At 50.5% G+C, this 20953-nt stretch carries 1 protein-coding gene; it reads left to right on the top strand.

Translation table 11 applies throughout. The features are described from left to right. The first annotated feature begins 26 nt into the window (after positions 1–26). The gene (locus VM802_RS14305) at positions 27–20933 is read left to right on the top strand and encodes a non-ribosomal peptide synthase/polyketide synthase (protein WP_325531593.1); all 20907 of its coding nucleotides are present in this window, start codon (positions 27–29) and stop codon (positions 20931–20933) included. Positions 20934–20953 lie beyond the last annotated feature (20 nt).

Here is a 20953-nt window from a genome sequence, read left to right as displayed (position 1 = left end):
CTATTTTTTATTCTAAATAATTAATCATGTTTGACTTTAATCTGAACGAGATAATTGATCTGTTGAAAGAAGCAAACGACAGCGGCATCCGGGTATCCTATGAGAATGATAACCTGTTGGTAGATACTGATGAGGATAAGGAGATCGATGAACGTTTTCTCGGTCGTCTCAGAGATAATAAACAACACCTGATAGAATATTTCAGGAAGCACAGATCAGGAGAAAGAGAGAAGCATTTCAGTGGCAGCATACAGCTGGCCCGCAGGGATGCTGAAGGGAGAATACCGCTGTCTTTCAGCCAGGAACGTCTTTGGTTCATTGATCAGTTGGAAGGGAGTGTACAATATCATATACCCGCGGCACTCCGCCTCAAAGGTGTGCTGGATAAAGACGCGCTGGCCTATGCCCTGCGCGGGGTAGTAAACCGTCATGAAGTATTGCGTACTGTCATTGAGCTGGAAGAAGGCCATGCCTGGCAACGCGTATTGGATAAAGATCTTTGGGAGCTTACAATAACAGATACTCCGCAATATTATGCAGATGCGGATGGATTGAATGTTTACCTGGACGAACTGGTATTACAACCGTTCAATCTCTTCACTGACCATATGCTTCGCGCGCATCTCCTCCGCCTGTCGGATGATGAGCACGTACTGTTGCTGATCATGCATCACATCGCGTCAGATGGCTGGTCCAGCGCTGTATTGGTAAATGAGTTGAATGAGTTGTACACTGCTGCAACAGAAAAGCGTGAACCGGCGCTGGAGCAACCGGATATTCAGTTCGCGGACTATGCAGTGTGGCAGCGTCAGTATCTCACTGGTGAGCTGATGGACAAAAAACTGGCTTACTGGAAGAAGCAGCTGGATAATATTCCATTGCTGCAATTGCCGATAGATTTTGAGCGTCCTGTCGTGAAAAGCACACGTGGCGCCATGGTACCTTTCCATGTCAGCAAAGAACTGACGGAAAAATTGCAACGCTTATCGCAGGAGTATGGCGCTACACTGTACATGACACTGTTGGCGGCTTTCAAGGTGCTGTTGTTCCGTTATACAGGACAAACGGATGTAAGCGTTGGTGGTGTGGTGGCAGGAAGAATGCGTACAGAGCTGGAGAAACTGATCGGCTTCTTTGTGAACACGCTGGTATTGCGTACAGACCTTAATGGTAATCCTCCGTTCACATCGCTGTTACAGCAGGTGAAGAATACCATGCTTGATGCTTACGAGCATCAGGACGTGCCTTTCGAAAGAGTGGTAGAAGCCATCATGGGTGAGCGGGACATCAGTAAGAATCCATTGTTCCAGGTCATCTTCGTGTTACAGAACGTGCCTGCAACAAAAGAACTCCGCATGGGCAAGGTGGTGATGAATGACGAAACAATCCACCGTACTACAAGCCTGTTTGACCTCTCCTGGTCAATGGAGGAAGGCCCCGAAGGCATCGATGTAGAAGTAGAATTTTATATAGACATTTTCAGGGAAGCTACTATACAACGTATGGTACAGCACTTCCTGCAACTGCTGGAGTCTATTGCTGACAACGCATCAAGAACGATAGGGGAGCTGGAACTGCTGGATACTCCTGAGATACAGCAGTTGTCCGACTTTAGTGGTGCTGCTGTTTCTTATCCGGGCGATGAGGGTATTATCAACGTCTTTGAAGCGAGGGTAGCTGCTACACCTGACGCACCGGCAGTGAGCTTCGGGAAAGAGCGCATCACTTACCGTGAACTGAACGAACGCGCTAACCAGGTGGCCAATTACTTGCTGGAACAGGGCGTTCAACCCGGTCAGCGCGTTGGTCTGTTGTCCCGCCGCGGCATAGATATGATCGTTGGTATCTGGGGGATCATTAAGAGCGGTAGTGCCTATGTGCCTTTTCATACCGGTTATCCGGCAGAACGCATGAACATGATGATACAGGATGCCGGCGTAATACATGTACTGTATACCAGCAGGGAGCTGTTTATATCTTCCGGCCTGGATGCATATACGCCGGGGATCGATATCGCTTATACGAAAAACAGTAACATTGCTTCGCCTGGTGTTAAGATCAATAGTGATGATTGTGTGAATGTGATGTTTACTTCCGGCACTACCGGTCGCCCCAAAGGCATTGCCATCACCAGCAGGAATATCATTAACCTCTCTTTTGATCCCGGCGCTATTGCCGTATACCCGGAAGACAAACTGCTGCAGTGTTCCAACTATGCGTTCGACGGCAGCACCTTCGACATTCACAGTGCGCTGCTGAAAGGCGCCTGTCTCTGTATGGTAGATGACGATGCAGCTATTGATGTGTTTGAGTTATCAAGGATCATTGCAGCGGAGAAGATTACCATTGCACTGTTCCCCACAGCGTTGTTGCACAACTTTATAGATAACCAGCTCACGGGCCTGAAACCTATGCGTAAGGTGCTGTTTGGTGGAGAGAAGGCCTCGCTGCCACACCTGGAGAAAGCGCTGGCGGTATTGGGCAAAGGTAAACTGGTGAATATGTACGGTCCTACCGAGATCACGGTGGCCGCTACTTATTTTGAAGTGGATGATGTAGCAGGGAGGGTGAGCGTACCGATTGGTAAGCCCGTGGCTAACGCGCGCATCCGCATCCTCGATGAAAACCGCCACCTCGTACCGGTAGGTGTAGGTGGAGAGTTGTATATAGGTGGTGATGGTGTTTCGCTGGGATATGTCAACAACGAAGAACTGACAGCCGAAAAATACCTGACCTTCGGCGATGCTGAAGGCCGCTGGTATCGTACCGGTGATAAGGCACGCTGGCTGTCTGACGGCAACGTCGAATACATGGGCCGCATCGATGACCAGGTGAAGGTGCGTGGTTACCGTATCGAGCCTGCTGAAATTGAACGCACACTGAACAATCTCGGGGATGTAGCTGCGAGTTGTGTGGTGGTGAAGCCTCACTATAACGGGGAAAGAAAACTGGCCGGTTACTATGTGCCTGCACAGGATGCTGTACATAAGAAGGAACTGGAACTCGCGCAGCAGCAGATTGCCAGCTGGCGGGCACTTTATGATACCGCCTACAGTAAGACAGACGAGATTGAAGACCTGGATGAAGAGTTCAATATCACCGGATGGAACGACAGTTTCACTGCTGGCGCCAGTGCTATTCCTGCAGAGAATATGCAGAAATGGGTGAACGACATCACTAACCTCATCATCTCACTCAAACCGAAGCGTGTCCTCGAAATAGGCTCTGGTACGGGTCTGATCTATTATCCTATCTCTTCACATATCGACCGCTATATCGGTACCGACTTTTCCCGCGTATCTGTCGAGCAGATTCTGCGCCGTATCAGGAAAGGAGAGCGCAGCTATCCTGATACTGAGATGAAACTGTGTGCCGCCCATGAAATAATACTGGATGAAAAAGAAGAGATAGATCTGGTGATATTGAACTCTATTGTACAGTATTTTCCGGGTAATGATTACATGACGGATGTAATGGCTAAAGCGATTTCGTTGCTGAAGGGAGAGGGACGTATAGTTGTGGGTGACGTCCGTGACCTGCGCCTGCTGCCGTCTTTCAAACGCAGGCTCCAACTGGATAAACTCCAGGACAAAACCGGCCTCCGCGAATTTGAATGGAGTGTAGATCAGGAGGTAGCGAGAGAAGAGGAACTGTGTTTTTCTCCTGCTTATTTTTATCATCTCCAGACAAAATTCCCGGAGATCACACATATAGAAATACTCTGGAAACAGGGTGATTATATCAATGAGTTGACCTTGTACCGTTTTACTGCCGTAATGTACATCGGTATTGAGAAACCCGTACTGCAACCTGATTGGCAGCGCTGGGAGGATATTGCAGACAAGCAGTCCATCATTGATCAGATCAACAACCGGATGGAAGTGATTGCATTACAGGATGTGCCCAGTCATCGTCTGTGGAAAGAACGCCTGCTGGAACATGCCCTCCGGAACAGGGTGGTACATAATGTGAAGGATCTTTCAGAATACATTCTCACGCCTGATGAAGTAACGTTCGTTGTTAACGAGATCCTCGAAGAAGCAGCATCTGCAGGCTATTCCTGCCGCTTTCTGCTCGATGAAGATCCAATGAAGATAAACCTGCTGCTGGAACTGCATCCATTCGAAGGCTTCGTGGAACAGGCTTACAGCAACAGCATCAGCTTTACGGATGTAGTTAAAACAAACATTCCGCTGTTTGCAGATATATGCGAGTCGCTTCAGAAAAATATAAAACACCAGCTGCAGGGATTACTGCCTGACTATATGGTGCCGTCGGATCTTGTACCGCTGCAATATCTGCCGCTGACTGGTAACGGTAAGGTAGATCGCAGATTCCTGACTGAATGGGAAGACATACAACGCAAACGCCTTATCAATTATATTGCCCCGGCAACATTTACAGAACAGCAGTTGGCGAGTATCTGGGAACACCTGCTGGGTATTGAGAAAATAGGCATTGAAGACAACTTCTTTGAAATGGGTGGTCACTCGCTGCTGGCGACTCGCGTAGTATCGGCTGTGCGCAAAACGCTGGATGTGGAACTGACAGTGAAGGACTTTTTCATTTACCCTACTATTGCACAACTGGCGGGTTACCTCGATCTGCAGACGAAAGGCAGTGCATTGCCGCCGGTGGAAGCAGGACAGCGTCCGGCAGATATACCGTTGTCTTTCAGTCAGGAGCGCCTGTGGTTCATTGACCGGCTCCAGGGCACTGAAGCTTATCATATACCTGCCATTCTGCGTCTGCACGGCCGCCTGGATATTACAGGGCTTGAACAGGCATTGCGTACCATCGTGAACAGGCATGAAGTGCTGCGTACCGTAATAGGAGAGAAGGATGGTATTCCTTACCAACGGATGCTGCCTAAAGGTCAATGGAAGATGATCCGCCTGCAGGCTACTGAGTGGCAGCAGGAAGATGAAGCGGCCTTGCGCAGATTTGCGGCAGACCTGGTAAGCGGCCCGTTTGATCTCAGTAATGATCATACATTGAGGGCGCATCTTGTGAAGGTAGCGCCGGAAGAACATATGCTGGTGCTCACCATACACCACATCGCCAGCGACGGATGGTCTATGTCGATATTGGTATCGGAGCTGGTGGAATTATATCGCGCCAACGCAGAGAAACGTGAACCAATATTGGAACAACTGGAAGTTCAATACGCTGATTATGCAGTATGGCAGCGCACTCACCTCGATGGCGCAGTACTCGGCAGTAAAATGGACTATTGGGAAAAACAACTGGTAAATGCGACGCCGCTGGATTTGCCTGCGGATTTCCCGCGTCCGCCGGTGCAGCAATTTAACGGCGCCATCAGCTGGTTTAATATCGATAAAGAACTGCATGATCAGTTGCAGGAACTCTCCCGTCAACAGGGCGTTACCTTGTTTATGACGTTGCTGGCGGCTTTCAAGGTTCTGTTGTACCGCTACAGCGGGCAGGAGGATATATGCATAGGCTCTCCTGTTTCCGGAAGAACACAACAGGAAGCAGAAGGACTGATTGGTTTCTTCCTCAACACCATCGCTTTACGCAGTAACCTGGGTAACAATCCTTCTTTCATATCTTTCCTGCAACAGGTAAAAGATATCACACTCGGTGCATATGAACATCAGGATGTGCCGTTTGAGAAAATAGTAGAACGGTTAGTCAAAGACCGTGATATGAGCCGCAGCCCGCTATTCCAGGCGATGTTCATTCTTCAGAACACACCACCGGTACCTGAACTGCTGCTAGGAGGCCTGCACCTCGTTTACCAGGATATACCTCATACCACAACATTATTTGACCTTACGGTATCACTGGAAGAAAATGCTTCCGGTATCACCGGCCATGTTGAGTATTGCACAGATCTCTTCACGGAAGAGCGGATGAAACAGCTCACTTCACATTTTGAACAGCTGCTCCGCGCTATCGTTAAAGATCCAGCCGCGCAGATAGGTACGCTTAACCTGCTCACACCGGCAGAAGAAAAGCGACTGCTGTTCATCTCCCGCAACAGTCTTGCCGGGTATCCAAAAGAAAAGACGATCAACGACCTGGTGGCCGCAGGATCAGCATTATCGCCAGAGGCTACCGCTGTGGTGTGTGAGGGCGAGTCGCTTACTTACCGTCAGCTGGACGAGCGCTCGTCACAGCTTGCGCATTACCTGGTCAGCAAAGGCGTACGGGCGGAAATGTTAGTGCCGGTTTGCCTGGAAAGATCTGTGGATATGGTAGTAGGTATACTGGGCATATTGAAAGCCGGAGGTGTATATGTACCAATAGATCCTGATTATCCGGCAGACCGTATCAGCTATATGCTGGAGGATACGGGAGCCACGCAGGTACTGAGCCACAGCAACTGCCTGGAAAGGTTGTGTGCTACTACCACTATTGAGATCATTGTATTGGATGAACAAAGGGAAACGATCGGCGCATATCCTGTTGAGGCACCACAAATAACTATTCGTCCTGAGCAGTGCGCTTATATTATCTATACTTCAGGGTCTACCGGAAAGCCCAAAGGCGTAATGATCGAGCACAGGAATGTGGTGCGCCTTTTCGAGACCGACAGGCCACTGTATGACTTCAGTGCTGATGACGTATGGTCATTGTTCCATTCCTTCTGCTTCGACGTATCTGTATGGGAAATGTATGGCGCACTCTTCTATGGCGCGAAGCTGGTGATTGTACCCAAGCGGGTGGCCCAGGACGCAGGCGCCTTCGGTAAGCTGATCGCTGAGAATAAAGTGACGGTGCTTTGCCAGACCCCGTCTGCGTTTTACGTCTTACAGGATTACATCGTTACAGAAGCGCCGCCGCTGGATGTGCGTTATGTGATCTTTGCAGGAGAAGCGCTCAACCCGGCGAAAGTAAGGCCCTGGATGAAACTGTACAGCAGATCAAGGATGATCAACATGTACGGTATCACTGAAACAACCGTCCACTCTACATTCCATGAACTGGATATAAATAAATTAACCAGCAGCAGCGTGGTGGGTAAAGCTATTCCGACGCTGAGCCTCTATGTGCTGGATGCCGCGCGGCAGCTGGTGCCAGTGGGCGTACCCGGTGAAATACATGTTGGTGGCGCAGGTGTGGCGCGCGGTTATCTCAACCGCCCTGAGCTGACCACCGAAAGATTTATCAACGATCCGTTCAGTTCTGATCCGGAAGAGCGCCTGTATAAATCAGGGGACCTCGCAAGGTGGTTGCCTGACGGCAACCTGGAGTACCTGGGGCGTATAGATGACCAGGTGAAGATCCGCGGTTTCCGTATTGAGCTGGGTGAAATATCCGGTGTGATCATCGCCTCGGGTAAGGTGAGATCCGCAGCGGTGCTGGCTAAAGACGGCGTGGATGGTAACAAGGTGCTGGTTGCCTATGTAGTACCAGAAGGTCCCTTCAGCCGGGAAGAGATCATAGCTTATGCAACGGGCAAACTGCCGGACTATATGGTGCCGCAGATACTGATACCAATGGACAGCCTGCCGCTCACCTCCAATGGAAAGCTTGACAGGCGTGCATTACCGGATAGTGGTATAACAACATCTGCGAAAGCTTACATCGCACCACGCAACCCTGCAGAGCAGAGCCTGGCTGCACTGTGGCAGGATTTGCTGCAAGTACAACGTGTAGGTGTTGACGATAATTTCTTTGAACTTGGCGGGCACTCTCTGCTTACCATGCGCATGGTGTCCACGATCCGGAGGAAGACAGGTGTCAGCCTTTCTGTTAAGGCTATATTTGTTCATCCAACTGTTGCGCAGCTGGCTAAGCTTATCGGGGAAGAGGAGAATCGTACAGCCCTTCCAGTTATATCTCCTGCGGCACGTACCAGCCGTATTCCACTGTCCTTCAGCCAGGAAAGGCTGTGGTTCATCGATCAGCTGGAAGGCTCTGTGCAATATCATGTGCCGCTGGTGGTTCGCCTGCATGGCGCGCCTGATACCGTTTCCCTGGCTGCGGCTTTCCGCACGATAGTAAATCGCCATGAGGTTCTGCGCACGGTAATTAAGGAAGAGAATGGACGCGCTTATCAGCATATCCTGGATAAAGATCTATGGACGCTGAACATCACAGACGATTCTTTATATAAAAATGATGCCGCCGCACTGGCCCGGTTCATCAAAACAGTTACTGACAAACCTTTCGATTTGTCGACAGATCATATGCTGCGTGCAGATCTTATTGTACAGGATGCAGGCGAGTATATTCTTGTGATCACTACGCACCATATTGCTTCTGACGCATGGTCCGGTGGCATCCTGATGAAAGAGCTGGCAGCCCTGTACCAGGAAGCAACAGCGGGTGTGGCAGCGGAGTTGCCGCAACTGCCTGTACAATATGCTGATTATGCTGTATGGCAGCGAACATATATTACCGGTGAGAAGCTTGACAGCCAGATGGCTTACTGGAAAGATAACCTGGAAGGTGTAATGCCGCTCGATCTGCCAACTGACTTTGTTCGCCCGGCTATCAGAAGCGTAAAAGGAAGTGTGACGACGTTCAGTCTGCAGCCCGAACTGGTAGAACAGCTGCGACGTTTCAGCCAGGAAGAGGGGGTAACACTCTACATGACTATGCTGGCAGCCTTCAATGTATTGTTGTACCGTTACAGCGGACAGGAAGACATTTGTGTGGGTACGCCCGTGGCAGGAAGAACACAGCATGAAGTAGAGAACCTCATCGGCTTCTTTATCAACACCCTTGCGCTGCGCAGCAACGTTACCAGGGGCGTTGAGTTCAGAACATTGCTTCGTCAGGTACAACAGACTGTTGTCAATGCATTTGAGCACCAGGATGTTCCTTTTGAGAAAATAGTAGACCAGGTTGTGAAAGACCGCGACATGAGCTACAGCTCAATATTCCAGGTGATATTTGGCTTACAGAATGCGACCGGTCAGCCGGATCTTGACCTGGGAGGTATACCTCTGTCAGAAGAGGCGTTGGAGCTGACTACCGCTAAGTTCGATCTCGTATTTACAATGGATGATACGGAAGAAGGACTTTCCGGTACAGTAGTGTACTGTACGGATCTGTTTACCGAAGTAACGGTTCAGCGGATGATCAGGCACTTTGAACAACTGCTGGCATCCGCTGTGGCGCAGCCTTCTGAAAATATTGATCTGCTGCGTCTGATCACGATAGAAGAAGAACAGTTGCTGCTGACCACTGTCGGAGAGCTGTTGCCTTCGGAAGACGCCTCCTTTGTGGCCCTTTTTGAAGCGCAGGCTGCCCGCACGCCTGAAGCGCCTGCACTGGTATTTGAAGGCCGTACGCTTTCCTACAAAGAACTGAATGAACGCTCCGGCAAGCTGGCGCATTATCTCAGGGGTAAACGCGTGAAAGCCGGATCTATGGTGCCGGTATGTCTCCACCGTTCACAGGAGATGATGGTAGCCGTTCTCGGTGTATTGAAGGCGGGAGCAGCCTATGTGCCTGTGGAACCTGATTTCCCGGAAGAACGTATCCGTTACATACTGGAAGATACTGCTGCATCTGTGATCATTACCGACAACGACATAGCATCGCAGCTGCCCGCAGATCAGACAGACCTTGTGCTGATGGATGATGACTGGAATGATGTTGACGTTAATTCTTCAGAAGATACAGCCAGCCTGGTGCATAGCGATCAGGTGGCCTACGTGATCTATACTTCCGGCAGTACCGGCCAACCCAAGGGGGTGATGGTAACGCACAGCAATCTGTCTGATTATATCACCGGTCTTACAGCAACGTTGCCGGTCAGCAAATGCAGGTCATTTGCCTTGATGTCCAGCTTTGCTACAGACCTGGGTAATACAGTGATCTACGGCGCACTGGCCACCGGTGGCGCGCTGCACATTCTTTCTAAAGATGCTGTGCAGGATGCGGACAGAGTGGCTGATTATTTCGACAGATATAAAATTGACTGCATCAAAATTGTACCATCCCACTGGAAAGCATTGTGCCTGCCTGACAGATTACTGCTACCGGAACGCCTGCTGATATTTGGTGGTGAGTTGCTGGAAACAGCAGTGGTTAACAATATCAGAGATAACGGTAACGAATGTACAATAGTAAACCACTACGGTCCGACTGAAACAACTATAGGTAAACTGCTGCATATCATAGATGACGAAACCGGCTATGGTAACAGCATCCCTGTTGGTCGTCCGTTCTCTCAGACAAATGTATACGTATTAAGTAATGCGATGCAGCTGAACCCAGCGGGTGTGCCGGGCACGCTGTATATCGGTGGCGCAGGCGTAGCAAAAGGATACCTCAACAATGAAGAGCTGACAGCTGGCAAATTCATACAGGACCGCTTCTCAGAAAATCCTTCAGCAAGGCTCTATAATACAGGCGATATGGTGAAATACCTGCCTGACGGTAACATCGTGTTCCTGGGCCGTACAGACGACCAGGTGAAGATCCGTGGCTACAGGATAGAACTGGGTGAAATAGAACGCGCATTGAATAGTTATGAAACGATTGATCAGGCGGTGGTAGTCGTGAGAACTGATGATAATGGCAATAAGCGTTTGATAGCTTATGTGACTGCCGCAGAAGAGATCGACAGAGAAGAGGTATTGGAGTCCCTCACAGAGAAGCTGCCTCAATACATGGTGCCATCGCTGCTGATGGTGCTGGATTACTTCCCGCTGTTGCCAAATGGTAAGGTGAACAGGAAGGCGCTACCTGATCCGGAAAGCGCAACTACTGACGAAGGCTCTTATGTAGCGCCTCGCAACGAAATAGAAAGAACCTTGGCAGGTATATGGGAAGAAGTACTTGGTGTAGAACGTGTAGGCATACACGATAATTTCTTTGCCCTTGGCGGAGACTCTATCATTACCATACAGGTAGTAAGCCGCGTAAGGCGTAATGGTTATGAGTTGCAGGTAGGAGACCTGTTTGATTACCAGACGATAGCCCTGCTGTATTCAGTGATGTCTGCGCGTAAGGAAGCAGCTACAGTTTCAGCTGACCAGGGTAGCCTCACCGGAGAAGCAGGCCTGCTACCGGTACAACAATGGTACCTGGAGAAAGAGACCTCATCACGTCCGTCTCATTTCAACCAGTCCATCACCCTGGCGATAGATAAAAGCGTACACGAGTCAACGTTATCTGCTGCCATCATGCACCTGGTAAATCAGCATGACAGTCTCCGTTTCCGTTACGCTCATACTGAAGAAGGATGGAAGCAGATTTATGGGGACTACCAATACGAAGGTAAACTGGCAGTAGTCAACCTGCAGCTGGAGCCATTACAGGAACTCGACAACCTGATTGCTTCCTACAGTGAGATATACCAGCGGATGATCGATGTAACGCAGGGCGTTACTATCAGCGCTGTACTGCTGCAAACTCCCGCGGAAGAAAAACATAACCGCCTGTTACTCGCAGTCCATCACCTGGCTGTAGATGGTGTTTCCTGGAGAATTTTGCTGGAAGACCTGGAACTCCTGCTCAATAGCCTTAGCAGTAACACGCCGGTAGCGCTGGGTAAAAAGACCAGCTCTTACCGCGAGTGGCAAGAATCGCTGGTGAAATATGGCCAGCGTGAGCGCCTGTTGAAGCAATTGGACTACTGGACCGGCATCACTAGGCAGTATGCACCACTGCCAGCGGATCATAAGTATGATCAGGCGCTGCATATCAACGATATGAGCACGCTCCGTGTGAACCTCAGTAGTGCGCTTACACAGCAGCTGTTACAGGAAGTCCTGGCGGCTTATCACACAGACATTAACGATGTGTTGCTGGCAGCGCTGGCGAAGGCGCTGGCGCCATTGACCGGTGGTGAGACTATCATAGGATTGGAAGGCCACGGCCGTGAAGATATCGACAGAAGCGTGGATGTGAGCCACACTATAGGATGGTTTACCAGCCTGTATCCTGTATTGTTGTCAACCACCGGCGTTACCGGCGAAGGAAACCTGTTGCGCGAAATTAAGGAGCAGTTACGCCAGGTACCAGACAAAGGTATCGGCTTCGGTGTCCTGAAATACATTAATAAGGCCAAAGCGTTACAAGGCAATGATCCGTGGGATCTAACTTTCAACTACCTCGGCCAGTTTGATACTGTTGCCGGGAAAGGAAAGTGGTTCACCATCGCCGATGGTAACGGAAAGGACATCGGTGAGGATTATACGATAAGACGCAGGATCGCCATCAACAGTATGGTGACCGGCGGGGAACTGCAATTAGAGTGGAGTTACAGCCACCGACACTTCAACGAGGCTACCATTGCACAACTGGCAGACAATTATATCAGTGGTCTGGAAGCTATTATTAAACATGCCGTAGCTCAGGCTGCAGTGCAACTCATATCCACGCCTGCCGATTATGGCCTGGCGGGGCTTGTGAGTAATGTGGAGCTGGACAGCTTCCTTGATGCCGCAATGCCTGACGGTTCGCAGCGCAGGGATGCCATTACCAGCATGTACCGTCTGAGCGGTCTCCAGGAAGGGATGCTCTTCCACGGTCTCTATGACAGCGCCACTGATGCATACACTGAGCAGTTCACATACCTTCTCTATGACCTGGATGTGAAATACTTTACAGAAAGCTGGCGTTATATATTCCAGCGCCATGCTATCCTGCGCAGCGGCTTCCACCATGATGCATTCCGTGTGCCGGTGCAATGCGTTTATAAGGATATAACCATGCCCGTTACAGAGCTGGATTACCGCGGCATGAGTGATGCGGAACAGGAAGCTGCCTGGACGGCATACGAAGCTGCACTGCTGGAAAAGGGATTTGATTTCAGTCATCCGCCACTGATGCATATCACTTTATTCCGTCTCACGGATAACAGTCACCGCATGGTATGGACTTATCATCACCTGCTGGTAGACGGATGGTCTATGCCGGTGCTGATGGAAGAATTGCTGCGTGCCTATGAGCAGCTGGTGACTGGTCAGCAGCCTGTAATGACTGAGGAAGACCGTTATGAAGATTATATCCGTTATATAGACCGCCTCGATAAAGAAGATGCTGCTGCTTACTGGCGCAGTTATCTCGAAGGACTTGAGACGGGTACGCTGTTGCCTTTCATTGGTAATGCCACTGAAAGAAACAATGGCCGCAGAGGGGTTTACAAAACGACAGCTATCACATTCAACGCTGCAGCAACCCGTACAGTGTCGACTTATGCCCAACAGCAGCGCCTCACTATGAATACGCTGATGCAGGCTGTGTGGGCGTATATTCTTCACCGCTATACCGGCAACAGGCATGTGGTGTTTGGTTCTATCGTTTCCGGACGTCCGGATGACCTGCCGGGAGTAGAAAGAAGAGTGGGTATGTACATCAATACGTTGCCTTCGCATATTACCGTGGATAATGACATGCCGGTAGCCGACTGGCTGCGCGACATACAGGCTGCGCAGGTACAAAGCCGCAGGCATCAGTTTACGCCGCTCAGTGAAACCCGTCGCTGGTCTGGTGTGCAGGGTGAACTGTTTGATACGCTTATGGTGTATGAGAACTATCCTATAGATGAAGAAGCCTTGTCTTTCCCCTGGAAGCTCCAGATCGAACAGCTGCACGTGGAGGAACATACCAACTATCCGCTGAGTGTACTGATAGGCGTGACAGATGAAATAAACATCCTTTTCCAGCATAATACAGCTTTGCTGGAAGACAACTATATCGCGCAGTTGCGTGGTCACTTCTCCAGGGTGCTGGAGTACATTGTGAGCAACCCCATGGCTAAAGTAGGGGAGATTGCATTGCTCACAGATGAAGAACGTGAACGCCTGACTGAAGGTTTCAACAATATCCAGGCTGGCTATGATGCTCATGGTAAAACTATCCTGGACCTCTTCAATGCTAACGTGAACGCCTATCCGGATCAGCAGGCCCTGGTATTTGAAGATCAGCAACTCACCTACCGTGAGCTCGACCGCTATGCCAACCGGATGGCGCATTTTCTGCGTAGCCGCGGTGTGAAGGAAGAAGTGCTGGTCGCTGTTTGCATGGAGCGTTCGCTGGAAATGGTGGTAGGCGTGCTGGCCATACTGAAAGCTGGTGGTGCATGTCTGCCGCTGGATCCGGCTTATCCGGCAGCCCGCATCCGCTATATGCTGGATGATAGCCGTGCTGCGCTGATCCTTACCGGCAGTGCACTGGCGCAACAGCTGGACATACCTGCACATACGCAGACTGTGATCGCAGAAGCAGGGCAGGATATATTCCGCGACCAACCGGAACATACGCCTGACAACCCGCCTGCTCCACATCACCTGTGTTATGTAATCTATACATCAGGTAGTACCGGCAATCCAAAGGGCGTAATGATAGAACATAAAGGTGTAGTGAATCTCGCCCTGAGCCAGGGCGAGGCACTGCACCTCAAACCCGGCCTGCGGTCTGTGCAGTTTGCCACTTTCGGCTTTGACGCTTCTTGTTACGAAATATTCAATACATTATCCAGTGGCGGATGCCTGATCATTCCGAAGCGGGAAGATCTCCTGGCAGCTGACAGCTTCAGTGCCATGATTCAAAAGCATCAGGCGGAAATGGTGCTGCTGCCGCCGTCTTATCAGCATACGGTGAGGGAAGACCTGGGAACACTGCGTACCATTGTCTCTGCCGGTGAAGCGCTCATCCGCGAAGATGCCCGCTACTTCCAGTCGAAAGGTATCCGTGTAGTGAATGCTTACGGCCCTACGGAGAATACCGTATGTGCTACCATCACAGATGATCCGTTACAGGGTGACACGATAGTGATAGGAAAGCCATTGCCAAACGTGAGGATATACATACTGGACGCTCAGCAGGAGCTTTGTCCTGTGGGCGTTGCAGGAGAGATCTGCATGGGGGGCGCTGGGGTATCAAGAGGTTATCTCAATAAGCCTGAACTGACCGCTGAGAAATTTATCCCGGATACATTCAGTCATGTACCAGGCGCACGCCTTTACAGAAGCGGGGACCTTGGCCGCTGGCTGCCGGATGGCAACATCGAATATCTCGGTCGTATAGATGATCAGGTAAAGATCCGCGGCTACAGGATTGAGCCGGGAGAGATTGAGACGGTGATGATGCAGAGTAATCAGCTGAAGCAGGCAGTAGTGGCTGTAAAAACAGATAACAGCAACCGGAGAAGGCTTGTGGCTTTCGTTGTACCGCAGGAGCATTTTGATAAAATTAAATTACAGGCATATCTCGAAGAGCGACTGCCGGCATACATGTTGCCTTCATCTGTCACAGAGCTGGACACTATACCGCTTACTGCCAACGGCAAAGTAGATAAACAGGCACTGCTCAGAACAGTATCTACAGCTACTTCCCGTCATACTACCCTCAATGGTAACGTAGAAGAAACGCTGGCGGTGATCTGGAAAGAATTGCTGGGTGTGAAACAGGTAGACAGAGATGATAACTTCTTTGAACTGGGCGGTGATTCCATCATCACTATTCAGGTAGTAGGAAGGGCCAAACGTTTCGGCTATGAACTGAAGCCGAAAGATCTGTTCGTATACCAGACGATAGCAGGGCTTTCGCAGCTGCTGGCTTCCCGAAAGGATAAGGCTGTCCTGGGCGAACAGGGTATACTTTCCGGTAACAGCGGCCTGCTGCCGATTCAGCAATGGTACCTTGAAGGAGAACAGGAGATAACGCCTTATTTCAATCAGCAACAATTGCTGGGCATCGATAAGAAAGTGACCGCGGAAGTATTGTTTGGTACATTACAGCAGTTGATGGAAAGACATGACGCGCTTCGTTTCACTTATACCCGTGAAGGCGGTGAATGGCTGCAGCAGTATGGTTCTCCATCCGTGCAGTTTGAAGTAGTGGATTTGAGAAATGAAACCGCCTGGGCAGAAAAACTGGCCGTTCATGGAGAGGCATCGCAACATAAGATACAGGTGCACGAAGGAAGACTGATATCTGCCTTATTGTTCCTCACACCGGATGATGTGCGTGCAAACCGCTTGTTGATCACCATACATCACCTTGCGGTGGATGGTGTGTCGTGGAGAATATTGCAGGATGACCTGGAACGCCTGTTTGACGGTTTACAACCTGGAAGCAAGAGCAGCTCTTACCGCGAATGGTACAATGCACTCGCGGAGTACGGCGAAAGCGAACGTCTGCTTGGTCAGCGTTCTTACTGGAGAAATATAACGCAACAATATGTACCGCTGCAAACAGATCATGCGTCGGCGAAACCGTTGCGCACAAAAGACCTGGGCGTACAGGAAGTGCGGCTCGATGCCCGACTCACACGTCAGTTATTGCAGACGGCGCCACAGGCCTACAGAACTGAGATAAACGACATCCTGCTGGCCGCATTGGCGAAGACACTGCGTACAAAATATGGCCGTGATACGGTGATCGGTCTCGAAGGTCACGGTCGTGAAGACATCTCCAACCAGATTGATATAAGTAATACAGTTGGATGGTTCACCAGCCTGTATCCAGTATTGCTGAGCACCGGCGATATTGAAGATACCGGTAAACTGCTGAAGGAAGTGAAAGAGCAGTTGCGCCAGATGCCAGATAAAGGTCTGGGTTATGGTGTACTGAAGTATATCAACAAAGAAGAAGCCTTCCAGGGAAATGATCCGTGGGATATTACCTTCAACTACCTGGGTCAGGTGGACGCCGCAATGGGCCATAGCAAATGGTTCAGTGCCGCAAGCGAAACCTCAGATACGGGTGAGGATGCAGACTACAGCATCCGTTACAAGGTAGCGGTGAACAGTTCTGTAAGAAACGGAGAACTGGTATTGTACTGGACGTACAGCACGCAACACTTCGAGGCTGCCACGATTGAGCAGTTGTCTGCACACTACCTGGAAACATTGCAGGACCTCATCACGCACACCGTAACACAGGCGGCTATACGTCAGGAATTCACGCCATCTGATTTCAATCTCGGTGGTGTTATCTCCAATACGGAGCTGGACAACTTCCTCGATACACCACAGGAGTCCGGAAAAGCACTCAGGGAACAGGTTACGGCTGTGTATCGTCTGAGCAGTCTCCAGGAAGGTATGTTGTTCCACGGTCTTTATGAAAGCGGAACGGGCGTGTACATGCAGCAGCTTAACTGTACGGTGGATGAACCGGATATTCCGGCGCTCATCGCTTCATGGCAGCACCTGTTGCAACGGCACAGCGTATTGCGCAGCGGCTTCTTTGCCAATGCCTTCAGCGTCCCCGTACAGGCAGTGTTCAGGGAAGTGACTATACCGGTAGCACATGAAGACTATCGTCATCTTGCACCGGATGCACAGCAGGAAACCTGGATCAATTATGAACTGTCGGAACTGACGAAGGGCTTCAACTTCAAGGAACCGCCGCTTACCCGCGTAGCACTTCTGCGCCTCACGGATACCCGCTACAGGATGATCTGGACGTTCCATCACCTGCTGCTGGACGGATGGTCTGGACCTGTACTCGTAGAAGAATTGTTACAGGCATATGATGAGCTGTCTGCAGGTAAAACGCTGACAGTGGTGGAAGAAGACAGGTATGAAGATTATATCAGGTATCTCGACCGCCGTGATAAAGCAGAAGAAGTCGCATACTGGAAACAGTACCTGTCCGGTATAGACGGCGGAACGCTTCTGCCTTTTGTGGGCGCCACCGCAGAGAGAACGAAGGGTAAAGGTATTTACCGTACCAGTATTGTAAGCTTTGATGAACTGGCTACCAAACGGATTTCTGCTTTTGCCCAGCAACAGCGCGTGACGGTGAATACCGTCGTACAGGGCGTGTGGGCGTATCTGTTATCCCGCTACACTGGTAGCCAGCAGGTAACCTACGGTGTGACTGTATCAGGCCGGCCGGATGATCTGCCAGGCATAGAAAGGAAAGTGGGTATGTTCATCAATACATTGCCGCTCTACACCGGTATCAATGATGCCGGATCTGTGACAGAATGGCTACATGCACTGCAGCATCAACAGGTGCAGAGCCGCGAATATCAGTATACTGCCCTCAATGATATACAGAGCTGGCTGGAAGTGCCCGGTGATCTGTTCGACAACTTCCTCGTATTCGAAAACTATCCTGTTGGCGAATTATTGGAAACGAGCGAATGGCGCCTGCAGATGGATAATATGGAAGGCCGCGACCGCGCCAACTATCCGTTAGGTATCACCGCAGTATTGCGTGAGGATATTGAGATCAAGTTTAAATACAACGCTGCGTTACTCCAGGATGAATTCATCCAGATGATAGGCGCACATTTCAGGCAGGTGTTGCAATACATCGTTCATCACCCGGATGCGAAGATCGGCGACATCATCATGACGGACAAGGAGGAGCAGCTTCGTGTAACCGTTGGGTTTAATGATACTCCGGCGCCTTATGATGCTACGGGTAAGTCTATTATAGACCTCTTCCGCGAACAGGTGGCTGCGCGTCCGGATGCTACAGCATTAATGTTTGACAATACCACCCTCACTTACCAGGAACTCGACACCCGCTCCAACCAGCTGGCGCATTATCTGCGCAGTAAAGGCGTGCAAGCGGAAACGCTTGTGCCGCTGTGCCTGGACCGCTCACTGGATATGATTGTGGCGATACTGGGCATTATCAAAGCGGGAGGCGCCTATCTGCCGATAGATCCGTCTTATCCGCAGGCGCGTATCACTTACATGCTGGAAGACAGCCGCGCTGCTATGATCGTCACCAGCCGCTCTCTCGCGCTGGAACTCGATCTGCCTCATGGTCTGATAGTAATACGCCTTGACGCTGAACAAGCTGAAGTAGGCCGTCAGCCTGTGATAGCGCCGGAATCTGCTCCTGCGCCGCACCACCTGGCTTATGTGATCTACACATCAGGCAGCACTGGTAATCCTAAAGGCGTAATGCTTGAACACAAAGGTGTTGTGAACCTGGCGCTCAGCCAGGCGGTGGCGCTGCGACTTACACCGGGTCTGAAAACATTGCAGTTCGCAGCCTTCGGTTTCGATGCATCCTGCTATGAAATATTCAACACTTTATTGAGTGGCGGATGTCTGGTGCTGCCGCGTAAAGAAGACCTGCTGGAGGCAGCCCGCTTCGGCGCCATGGTAAGCAAGCAGGGCGTGGAGCTGGTAACGCTGCCGCCTTCCTATCAGCATACCATCCGGGAAGAGCTGGGCGGTATCCGTACGATTGTTTCTGCAGGAGAGCCACTCAACAGAGAAGATGCCCGTTACTTCCAGTCGAAAGGCATCCGTGTTATTAACGCATACGGACCTACGGAGAATACAGTATGTACCACGCTTACAGACGATCCTATCCACGGTGATACCATCGTGATTGGTAAGCCCGTGATTAATATGAAAGTGTATATTCTGGATGAACAGCAGCGCCTCTGTGCTACAGGCGTAGCCGGTGAGATCTGTTCCGGCGGCCCTGGCATCGCCCGCGGCTATCTGTATCGTCCGGAGCTCACGGCCGAGAAGTTCATCGCTGATACCTTCAGCCGTCAACCCGTTTCACGTCTCTATCGTACCGGTGACCTTGGCCGCTGGCTGCCTGATGGCAGCATCGAATACCTGGGCCGTATAGACGATCAGGTGAAGGTGCGCGGTTACAGAATTGAACTGGGTGAGATAGAAAGTGTGCTTGAGCAATACGACGACATCAGCAAGGCCGTGGTGGTGGCCAAAGGTACAGCAGACAATAAAGTACTGGTGGCATACATCATCGCAGGAGGGGAGTTCGACAGAAATGCCGTGATCGCCTGGCTGGAGAACAGGTTGCCTGAATATATGGTGCCTTCTCTGTTTGTTAAGATCGACAGTATACCCGTTACCGCTAACGGCAAGGTAGACCGCAAAGCACTGCCGGACCCGGATGCTGTGGCACTTGCCGGCAACGAATATGTGGCGCCGCGCAACGAAACAGAAGAAGTGCTGGCCGAAATATGGGGACAACTGCTGGAAGTAGACCAGGTTGGTGTATACGACGACTTCTTCGCACTTGGCGGACATTCACTGCTGTCCATCCGCCTGATTGCTGCTGTAAGAAAGAAAACAGGCGTGGAAATGTCGCTCAGCGAGGTGTTTGAAACACCAACCATTGCAGCGATGACGGAATACATATCAAGGCTGCAATCTGCAGCCGGAGAAGAAGCTGCTGCCATGCCTGATACCTCAAGGTATAATGAGCATATCCGTCTTCTCAACCAGGGTAACGCTGCCTTCCCGATGTTCCTCATACCTGGTCAGGATGGTCTCAGTGATGGCTATGATGAACTGGCGAAGGAACTGAATGATACCGGAGCTGTGTATGGCCTGCAAATGCAGGGTGTTCTGGAAGGTGAAAGACCGCTGTATACCATTGAGGAAATTGCCGCGCAGAACATCAGCCGTATCAGGGAAATACAGCCTGACGGGCCTTACAGACTTATCGCTCACTCTTTCGGCGGCTACGTGCTGTACGAAATGGTGAAGCAGCTGGAAGCAGCGGGGCAAACCGTAACGTTCGCGGCTATACTGGATGCAGAAGCACGTCCCGGTCATATTGATATACTCAACAACGGTAATCTCACCCACGCTGATATATTCTATCAATCGGCGGTTGAGGCGCTGGAAGAGAACAAGATTATCCGCAAGCCTTATCCAGATTGGATTGCAGAACTGAAGAACGGAACCCGCAACCTGTCAATGTCAGAAGCGGTGCCTGTTATCTCCGGATTCCTGCAGGGCCGCATGCCTGATGACAGAAAAGCCTGGATCGATTTCATCATGAGGCTCACCGATATCAAAGTGAGCAACATTGAGGTGTTGAACAACTATAAGACAGCGGGTAAGATCAAGGCGCCGCTAAATGTGATCATAGCCGCGGAAGAGAAGTGGGAAGATAAAGAGAGAAGCCTGGGATGGGGACAGCATTGCACTTCGGTGAATGTGGTAACCGTACCTGGTAATCACTTTACCATGCTCAAAGGCGATAATGCAACGGTGTTGTCGGTCTATCTGAAAGATCATCTTGCAACAACTATATAATATCAACTGTATCCCCGCTT

Origin of the sequence: Chitinophaga sp. (assembly GCF_035538455.1) — a bacterium.
Lineage (GTDB): Bacteria > Bacteroidota > Bacteroidia > Chitinophagales > Chitinophagaceae > Chitinophaga.
This window is presented reverse-complemented; position numbering and strand designations above follow the sequence as displayed.

Coding starts and splice junctions, on each gene's coding strand:
- VM802_RS14305 (WP_325531593.1), top strand. CDS start 27: ATGTTTGACTTTAATCTGAACGAGATAATTGATCTGTTGAAAGAAGCA.